The organism is Segatella copri (genome assembly GCF_009494395.1).
Taxonomy (GTDB): domain Bacteria; phylum Bacteroidota; class Bacteroidia; order Bacteroidales; family Bacteroidaceae; genus Prevotella.
Window position 1 is genome coordinate 59,449 of record NZ_VZCB01000075.1, and the last position, 20,018, is coordinate 79,466.

18 protein-coding genes are annotated in these 20,018 nt (G+C 45.3%); 5 read left to right on the forward strand and 13 right to left on the reverse strand.

Annotation, left to right across the window (positions count from 1 at the left end; translation table 11 throughout):
• Positions 1-101: 101 nt before the first annotated feature.
• Positions 102-899 carry a glycosyltransferase family 2 protein gene (locus F7D73_RS08935; RefSeq protein WP_153124005.1) on the forward strand — a complete coding sequence of 266 codons (798 nt, stop codon included), beginning with the start codon at positions 102-104 and terminating at the stop codon, positions 897-899.
• 32 nt (positions 900-931) lie between these two features.
• Here the strand turns inward: F7D73_RS08935 and F7D73_RS08940 are convergent, their stop codons facing one another.
• From F7D73_RS08940 to F7D73_RS08975, 8 genes are all read right to left on the reverse strand, one after another.
• A complete protein-coding gene (locus tag F7D73_RS08940; protein ID WP_153124007.1) occupies positions 932-2,278 on the reverse strand; it encodes a Gfo/Idh/MocA family oxidoreductase in 1,347 nt (448 codons plus the stop codon).
• A gap of 57 nt (positions 2,279-2,335) precedes the next feature.
• Positions 2,336-3,409 carry a pyridoxal-phosphate-dependent aminotransferase family protein gene (locus tag F7D73_RS08945; RefSeq protein ID WP_153124010.1) on the reverse strand — a complete coding sequence of 358 codons (1,074 nt, stop codon included), beginning with the start codon at positions 3,407-3,409 and terminating at the stop codon, positions 2,336-2,338.
• Positions 3,410-3,416: 7 nt separating this feature from the next.
• Positions 3,417-4,475 (reverse strand): CDP-glycerol glycerophosphotransferase family protein, encoded by a 1,059-nt coding sequence (locus tag F7D73_RS08950; protein ID WP_153124012.1) that lies wholly within the window; start codon positions 4,473-4,475, stop codon positions 3,417-3,419.
• A complete protein-coding gene (locus tag F7D73_RS08955) occupies positions 4,472-5,398 on the reverse strand; it encodes a lysophospholipid acyltransferase family protein (RefSeq protein WP_153124014.1) in 927 nt (308 codons plus the stop codon). The genes F7D73_RS08950 and F7D73_RS08955 overlap by 4 nt, the downstream gene beginning before the upstream one ends.
• A 41-nt stretch (positions 5,399-5,439) precedes the next feature.
• Positions 5,440-7,293, reverse strand: a complete 1,854-nt coding sequence (locus F7D73_RS08960) for an ABC transporter ATP-binding protein (RefSeq protein WP_153124015.1) — start codon at positions 7,291-7,293, stop codon at positions 5,440-5,442.
• Positions 7,294-7,442: 149 nt separating this feature from the next.
• The gene (miaB, locus tag F7D73_RS08965; protein WP_153124017.1) at positions 7,443-8,777 is read right to left on the reverse strand and encodes a tRNA (N6-isopentenyl adenosine(37)-C2)-methylthiotransferase MiaB; all 1,335 of its coding nucleotides are present in this window, start codon (positions 8,775-8,777) and stop codon (positions 7,443-7,445) included.
• Positions 8,778-8,833: 56 nt separating this feature from the next.
• Positions 8,834-9,820, reverse strand: coding sequence for a phosphatase PAP2 family protein (locus tag F7D73_RS08970; RefSeq protein ID WP_367383710.1), 987 nt, complete (start codon positions 9,818-9,820; stop codon positions 8,834-8,836).
• A gap of 49 nt (positions 9,821-9,869) precedes the next feature.
• On the reverse strand, positions 9,870-10,865 hold the full coding sequence (locus F7D73_RS08975) for an NAD-dependent epimerase/dehydratase family protein (protein WP_153124019.1): 996 nt from the start codon (positions 10,863-10,865) through the stop codon (positions 9,870-9,872).
• Between the two features lie 126 nt (positions 10,866-10,991).
• Here F7D73_RS08975 and F7D73_RS08980 point away from each other — a divergent pair, with 126 nt between their 5' ends.
• The 4 genes from F7D73_RS08980 to F7D73_RS08995 all read left to right on the forward strand — a co-directional run bounded on the left by F7D73_RS08980 (position 10,992) and on the right by F7D73_RS08995 (position 14,173).
• The gene (locus tag F7D73_RS08980; protein WP_194256880.1) at positions 10,992-12,260 is read left to right on the forward strand and encodes a serine/threonine protein kinase; all 1,269 of its coding nucleotides are present in this window, start codon (positions 10,992-10,994) and stop codon (positions 12,258-12,260) included.
• Between the two features lie 363 nt (positions 12,261-12,623).
• Positions 12,624-13,193, forward strand: a complete 570-nt coding sequence (locus F7D73_RS08985) for a hypothetical protein (RefSeq protein WP_194256881.1) — start codon at positions 12,624-12,626, stop codon at positions 13,191-13,193.
• 250 nt (positions 13,194-13,443) lie between these two features.
• Positions 13,444-14,016, forward strand: a complete 573-nt coding sequence (locus F7D73_RS08990) for a zeta toxin family protein (RefSeq protein WP_153124045.1) — start codon at positions 13,444-13,446, stop codon at positions 14,014-14,016.
• Positions 14,009-14,173 carry a hypothetical protein gene (locus F7D73_RS08995; RefSeq protein WP_153124026.1) on the forward strand — a complete coding sequence of 55 codons (165 nt, stop codon included), beginning with the start codon at positions 14,009-14,011 and terminating at the stop codon, positions 14,171-14,173. The genes F7D73_RS08990 and F7D73_RS08995 overlap by 8 nt, the downstream gene beginning before the upstream one ends.
• Positions 14,174-14,620: 447 nt before the next feature.
• Here the strand turns inward: F7D73_RS08995 and F7D73_RS09000 are convergent, their stop codons facing one another.
• The 5 genes from F7D73_RS09000 to F7D73_RS09020 form a co-directional block, all read right to left on the reverse strand.
• Positions 14,621-15,931 (reverse strand): hypothetical protein, encoded by a 1,311-nt coding sequence (locus tag F7D73_RS09000; RefSeq protein WP_153124028.1) that lies wholly within the window; start codon positions 15,929-15,931, stop codon positions 14,621-14,623.
• A gap of 14 nt (positions 15,932-15,945) precedes the next feature.
• Positions 15,946-16,842, reverse strand: coding sequence for a fimbrillin family protein (locus F7D73_RS09005; protein WP_153124030.1), 897 nt, complete (start codon positions 16,840-16,842; stop codon positions 15,946-15,948).
• Between the two features lie 79 nt (positions 16,843-16,921).
• Positions 16,922-17,902 (reverse strand): fimbrillin family protein, encoded by a 981-nt coding sequence (locus tag F7D73_RS09010; protein WP_153124032.1) that lies wholly within the window; start codon positions 17,900-17,902, stop codon positions 16,922-16,924.
• Between the two features lie 22 nt (positions 17,903-17,924).
• Positions 17,925-18,818: a fimbrillin family protein gene (locus F7D73_RS09015; RefSeq protein WP_153124034.1), complete on the reverse strand. Its 894-nt coding sequence runs from the start codon at positions 18,816-18,818 to the stop codon at positions 17,925-17,927.
• Between the two features lie 31 nt (positions 18,819-18,849).
• Positions 18,850-19,785, reverse strand: coding sequence for a FimB/Mfa2 family fimbrial subunit (locus F7D73_RS09020; protein ID WP_153124035.1), 936 nt, complete (start codon positions 19,783-19,785; stop codon positions 18,850-18,852).
• Positions 19,786-20,018 lie beyond the last annotated feature (233 nt).

A 20,018-nucleotide genomic window follows, 5' to 3' on the forward strand; every position in this document is an offset into this window, starting at 1 on the left:
ATGAATGTCGGTAAAATTAATAGGGGGATCATGCAAGATTTGCGTCATAAGAGTGTTTAAAGGAAAGATAGATAAAGGTAAATTGTAATAAAAGTTTAGGTATGAAGGTAACATTGCTCATTATTACGTATAATTGGCCAGAAGCCTTAAGAATGGTTTTGGAAAGTGCCATGCATCAGAGTAAAATGCCAGACGAAATTGTTATTGGCGATGATGGATCTACAGCGGAAACAAAGCAGCTTATTGATAGTTATGCAAAGTCTTCGCCTGTACCGGTTGTGCATGTATGGCAGGAAGATAAGGGATTCCGCCGTACTGTCATTCTGAATAAGGCGATAACTAAGGCTACGGGCGATTATATCATCCAGATAGATGGTGACGTGATATTGGATTCTCATTTTGTGGCTGATCATCTGGAGGTTGCCCAAGAGGGTTGCTTTGTCTGTGGCAGTAGAGTGAGACTGGAGGCTTCTGTTTCGAAACGTTTGCTTCAGGATAAGCATGCCCGTTTAAAGCTTTGGAACATGCCATTGCCTTATATGCTGAACAGCATCCGTTCCCGTATGCTGAGAAATTATCTCGCCTTTCGTTATGCCCGCCGCATCGATCATCTGAGAGGTTGCAATATGGCATACTGGAAGGCTGATGCTCTTCTTGTCAATGGATATAATGAGGATTTGAAGCAATGGGGACATGAGGATGGTGAATTTGCCTATCGCCTGCACTTTGCGGGTATCAGGAAGAAAGCCCTCAAGATGGGTGGCATCATGTATCATCTGTATCACCGGGAAGCTTCTAAGACCAATGAACAATATCATGTGAAGGTTTTACAGCAGGTTAAGCTCCACCAGCTGAATTGGTGTCAGAATGGTATTGCTTTAAGAGTGGCTTATTGCTAATATAAAAGAAATGGTCATCATGTAGGAAAACCCTATATGATGACCATTTCCTTTCTTGCTTCAAAATCTGCGATAGTCCTGACGATTTCTTCTGAGATATCATCGGATACGTAAGAGAAGTCCTTGCCGGTTCGGATTGCCTTGAGGAAGGAGAGGAGCATATAGCGCAAGCCTTCTCCATCCAGCTGGTAGAAGTAGCGCTTGTTGTTCTGCGGATTCTCGTATCTCACCTCGAAGTAATCGGTTTTCCACCATGGGGCCGGTACATAGATATAGCCCTTGGTACCTGAAATAATCAATTCGCCTTCCGACTTTACGCCTTGACCAACCTTCAGCGAAGCTACGGCATGAGGATAGAGGAAGGATATCCTGGTGAAGGCATCATAGCGCTTTGCCTCGTCCAGGAAGTGGGTGGCTATCTGTTTGCTGCTGTATTCTGTGCCCAGAAGCTGGAAGATAGGCAGGAGCGCTGTCGGGCCCCAGGCGCAGATACTGTTCCATTCGTAAAGACTCTTCTGGGAATCCTGGGTCGGGTCGAAGTCTACCAGACTGGTACAGGTGGCATCCACCGACATGATATCTCCGATGATACCGCCCTTTGCCAAGAGCAAGAGTCGGTAATAGGCTACGGAATAGGCGGTTTTGATAGAGTCCATCAAGACTACCTTCTTATCTTTTGCTATTGCCTTGAGTTCTTCCCATTGCTGAGGCTGAAGGGTGATAGGCGATTCGCACAGTACGTGTTTGCCGGCTTCTAATGCCTCCTTTATCTGAGCATAGTGCTTGCTTGGGGCAGAGATGACATAGAGCGCATCGCTTTCGTCCAGGAGTTCCTGGAAACTGGCTGTCTGCTTTTCCTCTGCCTGCAGATTCTCTGAGAGATATTGGTCGTTGAGACAGAATACCTTTCCTGCCTCAAATCCATTGACATATTGGCTTTCCCGCTCTATCTTGTTGAGGATAGGCGATTCGCCAACCAGTCCGAGGCGAACCACCTGCTGCTCGCTTCTGATCTCCGTGCTCGATACGCCCTGAGTGCGGTCTAGATAAATCACCTTGCAATAGGCGTTGAGATAGTCAAACTTGCCTCTCCAGTCAGAACCTACGGTAAAGATATCTACGTCTAGTCGCTTGATGTCATCAATTTTCTGTCCCTCGTATTCCTCGATGATGATTTCATCGGCAATGCCGGTGGCACGTACAGCTTCCACACGTTCCATAAGTGACTGCTGTACATTGATTTTGCCTCGCTCACGGTCGAAGGTATCCGAGGTTACGCCCACGATAAGGTAGTCGCCCAGAGCCTTGGCGCGCTCCAGGAGACGGATATGACCATAATGAAGCAGGTCGTAAGTACCGTATGTGATAACTTTAACCATAAGTTTCTCTATCTTGAAAGTTCTCTATACCTTATTATATATATTATAGCTGCCCCTTTATAGCAGTCCCTTAGCCTGCATATCCTTCAGTGCATTAACGAGTGTTGTGTTGTCTTCCGGACTCAGGTTGCCGAGATGACCTACACGGAATACCTTTTCTGCCATATCGCCACCATTAGGACAAACCCAGATGCTATATTCATCTTTCAACTTCAGGAAGATGTCGTAGGCAGAGGCGTTCAGTGGATGCAGAGGAGTAACGGCATTCGACATCGACTTAGATACGATGGTAAATGGCAGGTCCTTGATCTTGCTTCTGAAATCTTCGGCAAGCATCTTCATGCGCTGGTTCTCGCTCTCCACGCCGCCATTGCGCTCTATCTCTTTCAGGCGGGCATGAATCTGCAGTAAGGTTCCTACGGCTGGGGTGAATGGCGTCTGTCCACGCTCACCATTCTTCAAGGCATCCTTCAGGTCGAAGTACATTGACTTCACCTTGTTTGCCTCTACTCGCTTGATAGCCTCTGTATCGAGAATGATGACAGAGATGCCTGGAGGACATGCCAGTGCCTTCTGTGAACCCGTAATCATTACGTTCACGCCGAGTTCCTTCATGTTGAATGGGTCAGCGAGGAATGAACTGATGGAATCTACTGCCAGGAAAATATGGTTGCGATGACAGAAGTCGCTGATCATCTGGATGTCGTAGAGTACGCCGGTAGAAGTCTCATGCAGGTTGACGAGGAAGCCGGTGTAGCCTTGTCCCTCGTAGGGTTTGAGGTCTTCTGCCGTGAGTGGAGTACCCATCTCAAGTTTGATTTCTGTATGTGGTATCTCATGAATTTCACAGAGTTGTACGAAACGGTGACCGAAGCTACCGCCATTCACTACCAGTACCTTGTCGGCAGGAGTGAACACATTCATGACCACAGCTTCCATAGAGGCTGTGCCCGAACCTGTGATAAAAACTGTGCGGGCATCGTCTGAAGCCTTGGCAAACTGCTTCATCAATTGTTCGTTCTCCTTCATGATAGCGGAGAACTCTGCTGTTCTGAAATAAGGTACCTGCTCAGCGCCGATGGCTCTAACCTCATCGCTTGCCATCACAGGTCCTACTGTAAAATTAAGCATATCTTATTTATCCTTTCTTGATTCTTCCAAATGTCTTGATGCTGGTATATTTACGCCAGAGATTCAGCTTTCTCTTCTTCGGCACTCCATGGCGGCGAATGTAGTCTTCAGCGCCATCGAGCATGCGCTGGCATACGTTGCCGTCCAGATATGGGTCGTAGTTGTCTACTATCCACTGTCGCTTGGCTATCGCCTCAGAATCTGTGAGGGCATGGTCGTAGGCGGCAATCAGCTGACCAGGTTCCGTGATGTTCTCCCAGTAGATGTCCTTGGATATGGTGCCGAGGGTGATTACTGGGCGAGAGAGCAGCAGGAACTCATAGATGGTAGAAGAGGTATCGCTGATGAGCGTATCTGCCATCAGCTGATATTTCGTCACGTTTTCTCCCTTGTCGATGAAGAGAACATCCTTCTTGTTTGCTGCCCATTCACGGTATTCATCTACCCATTCCTGGTGGGTAAGCGGATGGAACTTCATTACTACCAAGGCATTGCGCTCCTTAGCCAGCTTGCCCAGTTCTTCCTTGATATAAGGCAGGGAAGTGAGTTTTGGCGAGAAGGTTGGGGCATAGAGAATCAGCGTCTCCTTGCCGCTTTCCCTAAGCAGTTTCTCTCGGTCGGCATCATATTTATGCAGGTTTGCCTTGATCCAATCCTGTTTAGGCCATCCGGTCTCCAATACCTCGAAATCGCCATATTTCTTAGCCAGAGCCTCGAAGTGGGAGGTGAAGTAAGGACCTTGGGTAAAATAGGTATCGAAGTAACGGCGGATAATCCAATGGTCTTTCTTCTCTGCGGCATAGCCGTGGAATACCTGTATCTTGACGCCTGGCAGATAGTAAGGCACAATGTTGCCTGGCACATAGATAGCCTCTGGCTGGAAGTCATAGACTTCCTGAATAGAGTTGGTCCATTTCACCTGGTCGGCGTATGGAAAACTGTCTATCTTTGGTTTGTGGATATACCACAATATCTCGTGTGGCAAATGCTGCTTTGTCACATGTTCTTGTATCGGATTAAGTATGTCTATGGCATACTTGTTTTCACAGAAAAGAACTATTCTCATGATTCTTTAGGAATTACTTTACCGTTTTTGATTTCATATCGCTTGTCAAACTCCTCCCGGGTTCGCTTCCATCTGTTATGCGTCCATAAATAATAAGGTGGATTCTTGCGGATGGTTTCTTCCAGCATCTGGAAGAAGCGGCGGGTAATCTCGTGCTCCGGCAATGAGTTGGGTTCACGGGTGATAAGCTTGTAAGTGGCAGTATAATAGCCTCGCTTCGGGCGCGACATTTCTACATAGAACACGGCATCGTTCATCTTCCTCATGATTCTCTCGCCGCCGGTAAACACCGGGGTTTCGGGATGGTTGAGGAAAGGAAGCCACAGGTGGATGTTCTCCCACTTAGGCCCCTGGTCGCTGATGTAGCCGAAGATGCTCATGATGCCTTTGCGCTTGTAATCCACCAGATAGCGGAGAATGTCTTTCTTGGGCACTACCACGCCATTCTCCTCGTGAGAACGGATGCGCTTGAAGAGTTCGTCGAAGGCATGGTTGCGAAGAGGATGATAGATGAGACCCATCTTGCGGGATTTTGGCAGTTCGATGCCTACACATGAGAGCCACTCCCAGTTGCAGTAATGGCCTAGGATGGCTGCCACATTCTGACCTTCCTGGAAACATTGCTCCACCTCCTCGCTGTTGATGACCTGGAATCGCTGGCGCAACTCCTTGTCGCTGATGCTGAGCAGTTTGACAGCCTCGAAGAAGTAATCGCTGAACCAGCGATAGAACTTCTTCTCGATGTCAACAATCTCTTCTTCTGATTTCTCAGGAAAAGAGGTGGTGAGATTCTTACGCACAATGCCTCTGCGGTACTTGATGACGCGATACATCATGAAGTACTCGAAATCGGCAATGCAATAGAGTAACCTGAACGGTAGCAGCGATATTGCATAAAATAATGCATAAACAATCTTAACCATCAACAAAACTATTAATTGTTAATTATTAATTCTCAATTATATTACACCTGCTGCATATCGTGCAACTTCTTGTAATATCCGTCTTTTCCAATCAGCTCGTCGTGTGTACCACGCTCCACAATCCTTCCCTCATGCAGTACGCAAATCTCGTCTGCATGCTTGATGGTACTCAGTCGGTGGGCTACAGCCACGGTGGTACGGGTCTTCATCAGTTTCTCCAAGGCATCCTGAACCAGACGCTCGCTTTCGGTATCCAGAGCCGATGTTGCTTCGTCGAGGATGAGGATAGGAGGATTCTTGAGGATGGCACGGGCGATGCTTACACGCTGGCGCTGACCACCGGAGAGTCTGCCGCCACGATCACCGATTCCGGTATCGAAACCATGTTCCGACTTGGTAATGAACTCGTAGGCATTGGCTATCTTTGCCGCATTGGCGATATCTTCATCGGTAGCATCGGTCTTGCCGAAGCGGATATTGTCCTTGAAGCTGGCATTGAAGAGGATTGCCTCCTGGTTCACATTACCTATCAGCTGGCGGAGGTCGTGCACGGCAAGGTCTTTCACATTGATGCCGTCGATGAGCACTTCGCCCTCCTGTACATCGTAGTAACGAGGTATCAGGTCGAGCATCGTACTCTTTCCGCTACCGCTCTGTCCCACCAGTGCGATGGTCTTTCCCTTAGGAATCACGAGGTTGATATCCTTCAATACATAAACCAGTTCATCGTTCTGATGGTCAGTATAGGCGAAGGATACATGGCGGAACTCTATCTGATGCTCAAAGCTGGCGATATGGTCAGGGTTCTCCTTGTCCTTGATTTCTACCTCTGCCTGAAGAATCTTGTCGATACGCTCCATGCTTGCCAATCCCTTCGGGATATTATAGCTCGCCTTGGAGAATTCCTTCAATGGGTTGATGATGCTGTAGAGCATCACGAGATAGAAGATGATGGTAGGACCGTCGATTCTTCCATAGTCCAATACCAGAATACCGCCAAACCATAATACCACTACGATAAGGATGGTTCCCAGGAATTCGCTCATCGGGTGAGCCATCTGCTGACGGATGTTCACGCGCATGATGTTGTCGCGATAGCTGCTGTTCACCTGGTTGAAGCGCCAGTTCATCTTATCCTCTGCGCAGAAAGCCTTGATGATGCGCAATCCGCCCAGGGTTTCTTCCACCATACTCATCGTATCGCTCCAGAGAGCCTGTGCTTCTGTACTTTTTGCCTTCAGCTTCTTGCCCACGAATCCCATGAACCAGCCGAATGGTGGTACAAAGATGATGGTGAAGAGGGTGAGCTGCCAGCTGATGCAGATCAGCGTGATGAAATAGAAGAGAATCAGGATAGGATTCTTGAAGAGCATGTCGAGTGAAGACATGATGCTGTTCTCCACCTCCTGCACGTCACCGCTCATTCGGGCGATGATATCTCCCTTGCGCTCCTCGCTGAAGAAACCAAGAGAAAGCGAGGTGATCTTCTGATAGAGCTGGTTGCGGATATCGCGGACGATACCTGTACGGATAGGGATAATAGTGGCTGAAGACAGGAAGTAGGCTCCCGTCTTGAGGAAAGTCATGAAAGCAAGGAATAAGCCGATGACCAGAAGGGCTAAGGAGGCACTATGTGCCACGATAAACTCCTGGATATAGTAATACAGGTTGTTGGTAGCTACCTCCTTGACGGTATCAAAACTTCCATCCCATTCCATGTAGTCATTGGCACGGATACCACCGTCTACCTGGAACAGAATCTGCAGGATTGGTATCAAGGCTGCAAACGAAAAGATGTTCAATACCGCAGACAGGATATTGAACAGAATAGACAGCCCCAGATACTTCTTGTATGGAGGGACGAATCGGCGTAAGATTTGCAAAAATTCCTTCATAGGTGCAAATATAGTGCTTTTTAAGAAAACCGCCAAATTTTTAGCGGTTTTCTTTTGGTTTTCTTTGTTTTTTCTTCTTCAAAGAGCGATAGAGTATATTTTCACTTCTTTTTCTGAAGAAGCATTCTTACTCTTTTAGAGGGACATTCTTACTCTTTTACTTCTTCTCCGAAGAGAGTTGCAGAAGTAGAGCCGGTGATGCGGACCTTTACGAATTCTCCGATGTGGTGGTTGCCCTTGTCGATGACTACCGCCTTGTTCTGCTCGGTACGACCCATCATCTGCTCACGGCTGCGCTTGCTGAAGTTCTCGATGAGGATGGTGAATTCCTTGCCCTCATCCTTCTTGTTCTGTTCGGCGCTCACCTCGGTCTGCAGTTTGATGAGTTCGTTGAGGCGGGCTATCTTGGTTTCCTCAGAAACGTTGTCTGGCAGATGCTTGGCAGCGTAGGTGCCTGGGCGCTCTGAATACTTGAACATGAAGGCGCTGTCGAAGCCTACTTCCTTCACCAGCGAGAGGGTTTCCTGATGGTCTTCCTCGGTTTCGTCGTGATAACCCACGAAGATGTCGGTGGTGATGCCGCAGCCAGGGATGATGCGCTTGATGTCGGCGATGCGCTGTAGATATTCCTCACGGGTGTATTTGCGGTTCATCAGCTTCAATATCTTGTTGCTTCCGCTCTGTGCAGGGAAGTGGATGTGCTTGCAGAGGTTTGGCTCATCGGCGATTGCCAGGAGAATGTCCTCGGTCATATCCTCTGGGTTAGAGGTGGTGAAGCGTACACGCATGTCCGGTACAGCCTGGGCTACCATGTGCAGGAGTTCGGCGAAGGAAAGACTGCCTTCCTCACGCTTGCCTGATGGAGAGAGACCATAGCTGTTTACGTTCTGTCCCAGAAGGGTAACCTCCTTGAAACCACGGTCGTGCAGGTCGCGCACCTCTCGCAGGATGCTTTCCGCATCACGGCTGCGCTCACGCCCACGGGTATAAGGAACGATGCAGTAGTGGCAGAAGTTGTTGCAACCACGCATGATGCTTACGAAACCGCTCACTCTGTTGCCGCCGATGCGCTGAGGCACGATGTCACGGTAGGTCTCGGTCTTGGAAAGTTCGATGTTGATGGCGTTGGTTCCCATCTCGCACTGCGCAATCATATCCGGCAGGTTGAGATAGCTGTCTGGTCCACAGACAAGGTTGGCATAGTGGTTCTGGATGAGGTCATCCTTCACGCGCTCAGCCATGCAGCCCAATACGCCGAGAATCACCTTTCTGCCCTTTTTCTGCTCTGCATGGAGGGTGTCGAGGCGATGATAAATCTTGTTTTCCGCATTCTCGCGGATACTGCAGGTGTTCAGGAAGATGGCATCAGCCTCTTCTTCTTTCTCACAAATCTCGTAGCCTGCCATCTGCATCACAGAGGCAACTACCTCGCTGTCTGCCACGTTCATCTGGCAGCCATAAGTCTCAATAAATAGTTTCTTCATTGTTCTAGATGAATTCTATTCAAATTAATGTTGTTATTATATATATGTATCTGTCTTTATCTGAATCTCAATCGGGATGATGAGTTGTTTTCTATCATGTGCTTGGATACTGCCATCAGGGCGAAGTAGAGAACAATGCCCGAAACGAGTCCTGCCACAGCATCAATGAGATAATGTGCCTGGATATAAACGGTGGCCAGACACAGGAAAATGTAGAATGGCAACATCGCATAAACCAGTTTGTGCTTGCCCGTATGCCAGCCCAACAGCATGATGACGGTACTTACACCTACATGCGAACTAGGGAAGGCTGCCGTAGGACGTTCGCCTGCGGCCTTGGCATCTTCTACGAGTTGATAGAATATACCATCAGTATAGCCTGGTGTTGGCAGACAGTTGCTGTGGCTGTTGAAGTAATCGCCCATTGCCGGGAAGATTCCCTGCGCGATGTCTCTGACTCCCACGGCATCAAAATAGAACGTCGGTCCTACTACCGGTACGAAGATGTAGATGACATAATAGATGAAGAAGCTAGCCAGCACCACAAAAGATGCACGCTCAGCCTCATAGTATCTGCAGAAAAAATAGTAGAGTACGATAACTGCTATCATCGGATAGTACATGAAGTAGCCCATCGACATCAGTTCGCTCACTACTGCCCATGGCATTGCCTTGGCAAAGAGCAGGGCAGGCTGACAGCCGAAGAGGTCCTGTTCCCAGCCGGCGAAAAGATGGTCCTGGTTGGGGAACATCCGGTTGATTTCGTAAGTGTCTGGATACCACCAGGCAAGCAGAGCTATCTGTGCCATGATTCTTACCATCTTGGTTATCCTGCAAGGTGCCATTCTGTAAACTGCCCATAGGGCTGCAGTCATGGCGAGAACCCTCAGTCGTCCCCAAAGCATTTCTTCCGGGTTAACCAGCTTGGTATAGGTAAAGAGCATGGTAATGACAGTAACAGCCATATATCCCAGCATCACCCATTCCAGTGGTAGAAGACCCTTCTTTGGGTTCTTTTCTATCTTAAAATAATCTTTTATCACGGTGTTACTTTGAACTTTGAGATTTGAACATTGAACTTTATGATATGTTTTACAGCCATCCGTTATCCTTGTACCACTTGATGGCGAGTTTCACGCCTCTTTCCAATGGATAGTGAGGGTGGTAGCCCAGTTCGTCCATGGCTGGCTCGATGTCACATCGCCAGTTGCGCTGTTTCAGGATGTTGTACTTGTCATTGTTCAGAGCCGACATCTTTCCTGTTAACCTTCCGATATATTCACCGAAGAAGGTGACAATGCGCAGCACCCAGATAGGAGCCTTGATGCGCAGCATCCATGGATTACCCAATTCCTTGTGAATCAGGCCGCTGAAGGCAGCCGACTGATATACCTCGCCATCGCTGAGGAAGTATTTTCTGCCGTTCATACCATGGTCTAGGGCAAGGAAAACTGCCAGCACCACATCCTGAACATACACGAAGGTGATGTCCTGGCGCTTGTATCCTACAGCAAAGTCAATATGCTGCTTGATGCTCTTTGCCATCAGGAAATAGTCTTTCTCTCTAGGACCATACACGCCGGTAGGTCGCAGGATGATATAGGGGAAGTTGTTGCCGATGCTGTCAAGATAGCGTTCTGCCTCCAGCTTGCTCTTGCCGTATGCCGTGTTTGGCCTAGGCACATCATTCTCACAGATTTCCTGATAAGGCTGCTCCTCACGGATGGCTCCGAAGATGCTGAGCGAACTGACGAAGACAAATCGCTTGATAGGCATTCCGAGATGCAGGATTGCATTCACCAGGTGTTTGGTTCCCTCTGTGTTAACCCTATAAAAGTCTTCTGCATGCAGGCACTTGGTAGCGCCGGCTGCATGCACTATATAGTCGAACTCATGCGGGGCGAGTTCTTTCTCCAACTCTTCCTCTGAAGAAAGGTTGAGATTGATGAAATGGATGCGTTCGTCTTGCAGATACTTCCTGCTGCTGGTAGGGCGTACTGCCGCCCAGGTTTCCATGCCTTGTCGCAAGGCTTCTTCCACGATGTAACTGCCGATAAAACCCGACGCACCCGTTACTAGAATCTTCATTAATTATTAATAAAATTGCAATTTTGGGTGCAAAGATACTATTTTTTCATGAGTTATCCGCCATGTTATGCTAAAATTATTTTAAATTCTTCTGTTTCTTCATCAGAAAGTATTATCTTTGCAGCTATGACTCAAGTTTCAGGTTTTATATTGTCTCCTGTAGATGCAGTTTCGGATAGATTCACGGAAATCTCCGAGTTCTCTACCAGCGGTTTTAATGTCCTGCTCCGTGCCAAGCGCAACGGTCAGTGGTGGATATTGAAATCGTTGAAGCCTGATGTGTGTCATGATTCTACCTTCCTGCAGCTTCAGCAGAAGGAATATGACATTCTTGCCCGTCTTGACCATCCCGGTATTGTGAAGGTTGAAGGGTTGGAGGAAGTTGAGGGATACGGCAGATGTATCGTGATGGAATGGATAGACGGTGTGACGCTTGATGAATGGCTTACCCAAAGGCATTCCGGTTTTGAACGCAGGCAGATAGCCCGCCAGCTTTTGCAGGTGATGGAGTATGTGCACAATCAGCAGATTGTGCATCGCGACCTGAAACCTACCAATATCATGATAGCCCGTAACGGAGGTACGATCAAGTTGATTGATTTCGGGCTCTCTGATGCCGACAGCTATACCATTCTGAAAAGCCCTGCCGGTACCGAAGGGTATGTTTCGCCTGAGCAGCAGGAGGAGAGTGTGCCTGATGTGCGCAATGATATCTACAGCCTGGGAGTCATCTTGAAGGAGATGCGGCTGGGATGGTCTTGCCGTTGGGCTGTCAAAAGATGTTTTCTTCCTTTAGGGTATCGGTATCCTAATGTGTTAGCTTTAAGGATGCATATTCAGTCGCTTCATCGTCGCCTAATAGCTTTAAACTGTCTTCTCGCTTTTTTAGTTTTGGGCACATCAGGTATTGTTTTATATAATAAGGTGGTAAAGCCAGAGATACTATACGATGTGGTTGCTCAGTTTACTGTTGGCAATCTGGTATATAAGTCGTGGGGTGGCGGTTTGGTTACAGTAAGTGCTGCCAATGATAGAGATTCTGTCATCGAGATACCAGCTACCGTGAAATATCAGGGTGTAAGTTATCGAGTAGATGAGTTGGAGGATAGTGCTTTTGCTGTGCATCCTTTCCTGAAGCGGGTCGTGATGCCAGATAATCCTAAGCTACATGTGATGAAACATATCTTTGACGGCAGTCCTAATCTGGAGAGTATATATTTCCGTAGCAAGACGCCACCTAGGTTGGGAAATGCAATCTGGAAGGTGACGATGGATGATATCTTTAAGCCTCTTAGTTTTGGAAAGGTAATTCTCTATGTTCCTCAGGGAAGCAAAGATGCTTATCGCCGTTCTCCGTGGGGGCGCTTTGTTTATATTGTGGAGTTTGAGAAATGACAACGATAAAATTAAAAATGGCACTCCCTGTTTTTGAGGGGATGCCATTTCTTTGTTAAAAGGATATGGTTTGAGATTCATATAGAATCTCAGACCGCAGGGATGTTATATCTGTCCTGCTCTAATATCCTGGGTTCATAGAAATGATTCAAATGACTATAAATACGCTTTCAGATTTTATTTTATCTCCCAAATCAATCTTTACTTTCTGACTGCAAAAATACATAAAAAGAACGAAAGAGGATTGGTTCAAAACGGTTCAATTTCAGTTTGTTGCAATAAAAGGTACATTTTTTGTGGGAAAAACGGCAAATATTGCTTATCTTTGCAATCTGTAAAAAGCAAATAGATGAATATATAATGATGGAAGATTATAAAAAAGAAGATTTTGATAGACTCAAGAATGAGGTCGAAACGCTGGTGGGACGAAAGATTGTTTCACCAAGGGATTTTGATTTCCTTTCCCGACAGATAGAGGGTTATACCCAGGAAACGGTTTCGGTGAGCACGCTGAAGCGTCTGTGGGGATATGTGGCATGTTCCTGCAAGCCGAGCAGGTTCAATCTGGAATTGCTCTCTCGCATGGTGGGATATCCCAGCTGGAATGCGTTCGTAGAGAGTAAGAATGCTGTTGCTTCCAGCCGATTCTTTATCAAGAGCAAGTTGATTGCTGATGCTCTTGTCGTAAATGATCTGGTTAGACTGACCTGGCAGCCCGGTCGTATTCTTACCATCAAGTATCTGGGAAATGACAATTTCAAGGTGATGGAATCGCTGAACAGCAAACTGGCTGCCGGGGATACGTTTACCTGCCACCAGTTTGTGGCTGATGAGCCTCTTTATCTTTCCAACCTGACCCATCTCGGCATTCCTCCCTGCAACTATGTGGCAGGACAGAATGGAGGCATCAAGTGGAATGTTCTTGAAGGATAAAACTGTACGGTTCTTTCACCATATAATCAAGGGTCTATACGCCACCTGTTCATCGTGGCATATAGACCCTTGTCGTTTCCTGTGAAGTGTGGGTGAATATACTGAAGAAAAATCCCTCATCCCGCTGAGAAAGCAGGATGGGGGCTTTAGTATTATTAGACCAATAATGATGTTAATTTCATTCAAATATTTTGGCGTTATCAAGATTTTTCTATATATTTGCATCCAAAAGAATTTAAATGTGAATCAAATGGTCAAGCATTTATATATAATAGCAGGTTGTAATGGAGCAGGCAAAACGACTGCTTCTAAGACGATTCTTCCCAAATCTTTGCTCGTTAAGGAATTTGTTAATGCTGACGAAATTGCAAAAGGTCTCTCGCCTTTCAATCCTGAAGGAGTAGCGATAGAAGCAGGGCGTTTGATGCTTAGGAGGATAGAAGATTTGCTGGAAATGGGTGAATCGTTCTCCATAGAAACTACTTTAGCAACCAGATCTTATATTAACCTGGTGCGCAGAGCACAAGAAAAAGGGTATGTTGTGCATCTCTTGTTCTTTTGGCTGGATAGTATTGAGCTTGCAAAAAGACGTGTAGCTGATAGAGTAGCGAGTGGTGGGCATAACATTCCTTTGCCTGTAATTGAACGTAGGTATAAGGCTGGACTTAAGAATCTTTTTGAGATATTTATGAAAGAAGTGGATATTTGGATTCTATTTGATAACAGTTTAAATAAAGGAGAACGTGTTGCTTTCGGAGGTAGACAGCTTCCAACGAAGATTAAGGATATTGTTAAATTTAATATAATTAAGGATTATGAGTGAAAGTGAGATTGAGGGCTTTATCAACAAAGTTGAATTAGGTTTAGTTGAAGCTCAGCATGATATGTTGGTAGAAAAGGCTTTATACAATCGTCCTGTGGTCATTAGTGACGGAAATGGCGGGGTAGTAGAAGTTTCTGCCAAGCAATTATTAAATTAGAAAATATTTTATCATTCTTTTAACCAGTGTCGCCCTTTACCTTTGCTTTACCCTTCGGTCAGCGATTTTCAAATCCGCTACGCACCGGAGGCCGTTGGTTCAGGGCGTGCTGCTTACATTCTGCCTGCGTTCTGCTTCTGTTCTTTCCTTCGGCAGAGGAGAAAAAACTGCAGAAAGCAGTGATGTAGATTACGAATATCACCATATAATCAAGGGTCTATACGCCACCTTTTCATCGTGGCATATAGACCCTTGTCGTTTCCCGTGAGGTGCGGGGGGATTTGACAACCAAATTGTTGGGGATTGCAAATCCCCAGAACAAGAATCGGTTGGGACATTTCTTGACGGCGGATTACAAATCCGCCGAAACGCCTAGCATGGGATGAACGACATATCCGGCGGAGCGATAGAAAAAACACTTTTCTCCTACCTATATTTTGTAGAAGTTTATTTATAATATATTCTTGTACCACATTCTACAGATTTGAAATCATATTCGAGAAATTGCGATGCTTTGTGATAAGAACTATTCATATAAACTTGATCAGCAGCAGTCCAACAATACCAAGCTTCTGCGGTTTCGCCACCATTCATAACTTTCTGGTCTTTTGACAAAACCAAATCGATGTCCTTGGTTTTGCAACCATAAAAGGTACCATTCTTTCCGACATTATCATATACTTTTGTAAGATTGCCTAAAACTACTTTTTGAAGCTCTGTACAATCTGAAAAAGCATTTACCTCGATTTCTGTAACATCTGGGAGGGCTATGGATTTCAGCATGGTCCATCTCATAAATCCTCCATAAGGAATCTTCTTACATCCTATCAAAGTAAGGTTTATACTCCCCTTCTTTGCTTCTTCAAGTCCGGAATGTATTGCATCAAATGTATTTTCATCCACATCGGGAGCAAGAATGAGATTGATGTAAGTCTTGCCCGCATACAATTCCTTCTTGACGTCTTCCACAATTTGATCGTAAGTGAGATTTTCGTCAGCCAGCGAAACAACAGTAGCATCCAGTGCATAACTCTTAGCATTTTTTGTTTCTTGCGTGAATTTATAAGTTGTCAAAGGAACTTCCCCATATTTCACATCGACTCTGGAATATGGTACAAAAGTACCATATAAATAGGCATTGCCCTTTTCATCAGATGTAAGGGCATATTTTTGATCCCATTTCATATCGCTGCTGCCCGCAGGAGTGTATTGATTGATGTCAACTGTTATTTGCATATTTGGCATAGTTGCAATGCGCAAGCGTGAATAGTTGCGTGTTGCTCCGGAAAAATTTACGGTTATACTCTGACCATTAGGGGTGATATTGGCTTTTCCCTCGATATATTCATCCGTTCCTGCAACCTTGCCTTCTTTCAAAACTAATTCGCCAGCTTCCCATTTGTAGTTAGGGGCATAATATACATGAGGAAAGGTTGGCGCTTCGTCTTCTTTATAAGACAGCTCGCCACTTGCCAATACCCAGCTACTGCCATTATATTTAAAAGCAGCATACTGAGTCCCTAAAGTCTTACTAGTCATCTCCAGAAGCAACTCATCTCCTTCTGCCCATGAAGTCTTGCCAGGATCAGGTGTACCTATAGCACGAGTCTGTGAATCTCCGAATGCAGGAAATTCACCAACAACCAACTGTACGTTGTTTTTGGCTGTTGTTGCGGTTGTTTCTTCTATATCACTTGTGCATGACGCCATTACTATTGTAACGACAGCCAGCATGATGTATTGAAATATCTTTTTCATATTCTTTCCTCCAATTATTTGAGATCATCTTCATTTGTCCAACCTTTCAAATCATCTACACTGATTCTGGTCAGTTTCACTATATCTTTTCCGACATCGAGTTTGTAGGTGTAGCGTTTACCCTCTTCAAAGTCGGTAGGCATCTTCATTTTAGCATTAAAAATATTGTCGCCTATCTTGAATCTCAAGAAGACTTCATCTTTAATGTATGAACCAGGGATAACGATTGCAGAAAACATACCATCGTCATGCTTATAGGCTTTTACCCAAGCAGGATTAGCAGTAGGTGTAATCATGACAAATTGCCCTCGGGCTCGGTCGTCTCTGTTAAAATAAACGCTGGTGTGTTTAGAATACACTTGTGGTTCACTAATATCCATATTAGGATAATCTGCAGTTCCAACATGATATACTATTGTAACCAGCGACATGCGATGCTGCATAGGAATTCTTAAATCGTACCGAGGAACATCGTACCAATATCCAGTTATGAGATCAGCGTTTTTCAATTTATCTTCGCTGCTTTGGTCTGTTTGTAAATCATACTGTAGATTATTTTTCCCAAAATCCGTGTCAGATGGATATACAGCCAAAATAGTATGTTGTTCGTATCCATTTAACCAACGAAAACTTCCTGTACGAGACCAGGTTTCGCCATTAAAAGAAAGAAAAGCCGCATTACCAGGATCAGAATCCGTAAATATACTTACTTTCAGTTTATCTTTATCCTCCCAATTTTCACCGTCTCCCAATGTATTGACACGAGTCTGCATACCTCCAACAGAGAAAGTGGCATTGATTTCCTGCCCTTTCAGCGTTGGAGCCATATCTTCATTTTGCGTACATGCTGTAAAGCCCATAGCCATAAGGCCCATTACCACATAGGAAATTCTTTGTTTTATCGTCTTCATAATCTTCAGTTTTTTATTGTTAGTGAGTTAGTGAGCGGCCAAGCTCACTAACCCTGTATTTCCTATTTTCAGTACCTTATTATTCTATTTCTGCATCGAGAGATTCATTGTCTGTGCCAATACCCCAACCCGTTATGTTTGCATTTCCTATTACTATACTATTATTTCTAACAGTGATAGTATAAGTATATTTTTTACCACCTTCGAATCCATTTGGTAGGGGTATCTTTGTTGTATAATTGTTAATAGTATTTTCGTTATACAACACACTACAACTAATGGTCAATTTTTTGTTTTCGAACTGTTGCGGGAAGAGTATGAACTTGCAGACCCTGAGATCGGTCAAAAGACCTGTTACTGGTAAGGTTTTTAGGGAAGAAGTCCCTGTGACTTCTGTCGCACCTGTTTTTACATTTATCTTACCCTGTGTCTTTATCTTGTCCAATGTTATACTTTGAAGATTACTCTTGCTGCTCTCAATACCTTCTCCTGCACAGACCGTAAATTCTATCATACTCATCTTGTGCTTAAAGCGATGGTCTTTCTCTGGCAAGGATTCACCCACATTATTCAAGTCAGTGAAATTAACCATTGGAGATGCTTTGCTGGCTGTTGCTCCCGAGGCAAAGAGAAAATCGTTTGCTAATAAGGTATTACTTGGATTGCTGTAATCAATAGTCCAATCATTTTTTAACCAACCATCTTCATCGAATTTGTCATTATTGGGGTCATCAATGTATGGATAATACGCACTGAATGTCTGTTCCGCGTTATCTCTAAAATAAATAGGATTTGCCGAAACGAATTCACCATATCTGTCATATTCATACTTAACATTTGTTCCTTTTGTGTTTCCTGCGGAAGTGACATACACACCGATAGCGTCGCCAGTTGTCCATCTGTCGTTGTCTGCAGTTCCACGGGTTTTGATATTGTTGGAAATATCCGCCTTTACTGTGGCTGCAACAGGACCATTGTTGCCGATACCGTCTTCTTCGTTAGCGCAAGCTGCAAACAGCAATGCTGCGGCAGCAATGTATAAGAATCTAAATTTCTTCATATATCTTGTTATTTAAGAGTTGTTATTGTGCTATATGTTCATTATTGTCTCCTGCCTCTGTCCAAGGCTTAATGCTTCCAGAAATATCTACGGCAGAACGACTCAATTTTACTACTGTATAGTGGTATCTGTTGCCACCCTCAAGTTTTGCAGGCATTGTCCATACGAAAGGAGCGTCGTAACCATTGTTGAGGTCAAACTCTATCACTCGGCTTGCTTCTTCTGTAGGGAGCAGGATTGCCTCATACAGCTTGCCAGCTTGGGTAGTTTTCATCTTGATGTCCGTAGGATTTCCTTCACCAGAGATGGTCCCATCCGCAAGATTGAAAGTGGCTTTGGTATTCTGACCTTTCACTGTCACAGTCATTTTCTTAAGGTCTTCTTGCGTGAGACCGTTACCTGGTTGAACATCCAAAACAAGATTGCTTAACTTATGGTAGAACTTCAAGAATACCTGTGGCGTAGCTTTGTTGCAGCCTTCTGTCTTGGCATACATGAAGTCGATAGCTTCTTGTTTCCCTTGGTCTGTTACATCAAGTGCTACCTTGTAATCATTGACAGTGGTCTGTGGATAGTAAGAATAGAAGTCCACATCTCCATCTATCGGGAAGAAAACAGTCTTACCTCCAGAAACAGGTGAAAAGCCTATACTTCCACTTGTCTGATAGCAAACATTGTCAACACCCTCTTGGATTGCATCTGCCGAGAGAGGCTGTTTGGTACCTGTCATGAAGATACCGATCATGTCACCATCAGCCCAGGCTAAACCGGCAGCACGGGTGTTTACGCTAATACCACCAGTAAACTGCACGGCTACCTTATCGTTCTGGGTAGAAGGTGCGGTGTCTTCTGTACTGCATGAAACCATTGCACCTGCCAAGAGTGCAAGGGCGAAAAACTTAGTCATCTTTTTCATCTTATAAACATTTTAAAAGTTATTATTATTATTATTTGATTTCTACTTCTTTGTTAAGGTCTTTCCAGTTGTTGATGTCCGATTCCAGATATATCTTCGGCTGCATCTCTTCCAGCTTGAACCTTAGCTCATACTTTCCTCCAGCCTTCATCACAGGAGCGGTGATGTCGTATTCCAGCAAGGTTGCGTTAGGGAGCAGGAGACGAAGATAGATGTGGGAGGCTTGGCTTCCCAGTATGGTCGGCATCAGTCGGATGACTTCCGATTGCAAAGTTGATCCGGTAGACAGGATAGTAGGAAGTTCCACTTCCGTTGGCTCTATGCCCGGCAAGCCGTAATCGCCATCGCTATTCTTCTGCGTAGGGAACAGACATCCGGCACAGTCCAACGCCTTGCCATTCATCTCCGTTCCTTTCGGCACATTTTCAATGATGATGGTCAGTTCCGAAAGCACGCTCCTGATAGGATTCTTCACCACCTGACTTCCTTCCTTGTTGTCTATCTTCACGTCGGTTACTCCGAAATAGGCATTGTTCTTCACATCCTTGGGATTGGTCAAGCCTATCAGAATATTGTTCCAGCTGGACAAAGCCCTGGTCTGTTCCTTGATGAAGAAAGGTTCAGAAAGGTTGGTGGTAGTCAGGATGCGGTATGTTCCCTCCGGAAGTTGGAATCGCTGGCTAGCCATCTCCTCGGCACTTCCATAATGCTTTTCTTCTACCAGGGAATCCTTGCCGGCATTGAATATCCAGAGTTTTACATCCTTCACTTCCGTGCCCTTGTCAGCTTCGTTTGCCCAGGAGAGCGAAACCGACAGCCCTTTTTCCTTTTCGTCATCTTCATTGCCGCAGCTTGCCAGCAGGCATGGGATACATAGCAGCAGCCATAACCATATACCCAGATGAGGCAGACTCCTAATCTTATGCCTCTTTCCTGCATGGATCAGTTTAGTTAAATAATCAATCATATTTTATTTATTAAGTTTAAATGTTAAGACAAGGAGATTCCTCCCGATGATGTTCTCATCATGGCGCAAATATATGAAAAAAAAATCAAAAAGACAGTTTCATTCCTAAAGAAAATAGTTTCATTCCTATCAATGAAACTATAAATTTAACGTTTGTTTTCGTAGTTAACATTTTGTACCCCCCCAGCCCGTCCGAGAACGGCCGTTTTGGGGTGTGTCACATAGGGTAGAAC

Coding starts and splice junctions, on each gene's coding strand:
- F7D73_RS08935 (WP_153124005.1), top strand. CDS start 102: ATGAAGGTAACATTGCTCATTATTACGTATAATTGGCCAGAAGCCTTA.
- F7D73_RS08940 (WP_153124007.1), bottom strand. CDS start 2,278: ATGGTTAAAGTTATCACATACGGTACTTACGACCTGCTTCATTATGGT.
- F7D73_RS08945 (WP_153124010.1), bottom strand. CDS start 3,409: ATGCTTAATTTTACAGTAGGACCTGTGATGGCAAGCGATGAGGTTAGA.
- F7D73_RS08950 (WP_153124012.1), bottom strand. CDS start 4,475: ATGAGAATAGTTCTTTTCTGTGAAAACAAGTATGCCATAGACATACTT.
- F7D73_RS08955 (WP_153124014.1), bottom strand. CDS start 5,398: ATGGTTAAGATTGTTTATGCATTATTTTATGCAATATCGCTGCTACCG.
- F7D73_RS08960 (WP_153124015.1), bottom strand. CDS start 7,293: ATGAAGGAATTTTTGCAAATCTTACGCCGATTCGTCCCTCCATACAAG.
- miaB (WP_153124017.1), bottom strand. CDS start 8,777: ATGAAGAAACTATTTATTGAGACTTATGGCTGCCAGATGAACGTGGCA.
- F7D73_RS08975 (WP_153124019.1), bottom strand. CDS start 10,865: ATGAAGATTCTAGTAACGGGTGCGTCGGGTTTTATCGGCAGTTACATC.
- F7D73_RS08980 (WP_194256880.1), top strand. CDS start 10,992: ATGACTCAAGTTTCAGGTTTTATATTGTCTCCTGTAGATGCAGTTTCG.
- F7D73_RS08985 (WP_194256881.1), top strand. CDS start 12,624: ATGGAAGATTATAAAAAAGAAGATTTTGATAGACTCAAGAATGAGGTC.
- F7D73_RS08990 (WP_153124045.1), top strand. CDS start 13,444: ATGGTCAAGCATTTATATATAATAGCAGGTTGTAATGGAGCAGGCAAA.
- F7D73_RS08995 (WP_153124026.1), top strand. CDS start 14,009: ATGAGTGAAAGTGAGATTGAGGGCTTTATCAACAAAGTTGAATTAGGT.
- F7D73_RS09000 (WP_153124028.1), bottom strand. CDS start 15,931: ATGAAAAAGATATTTCAATACATCATGCTGGCTGTCGTTACAATAGTA.
- F7D73_RS09005 (WP_153124030.1), bottom strand. CDS start 16,842: ATGAAGACGATAAAACAAAGAATTTCCTATGTGGTAATGGGCCTTATG.
- F7D73_RS09010 (WP_153124032.1), bottom strand. CDS start 17,902: ATGAAGAAATTTAGATTCTTATACATTGCTGCCGCAGCATTGCTGTTT.
- F7D73_RS09015 (WP_153124034.1), bottom strand. CDS start 18,818: ATGAAAAAGATGACTAAGTTTTTCGCCCTTGCACTCTTGGCAGGTGCA.
- F7D73_RS09020 (WP_153124035.1), bottom strand. CDS start 19,785: ATGATTGATTATTTAACTAAACTGATCCATGCAGGAAAGAGGCATAAG.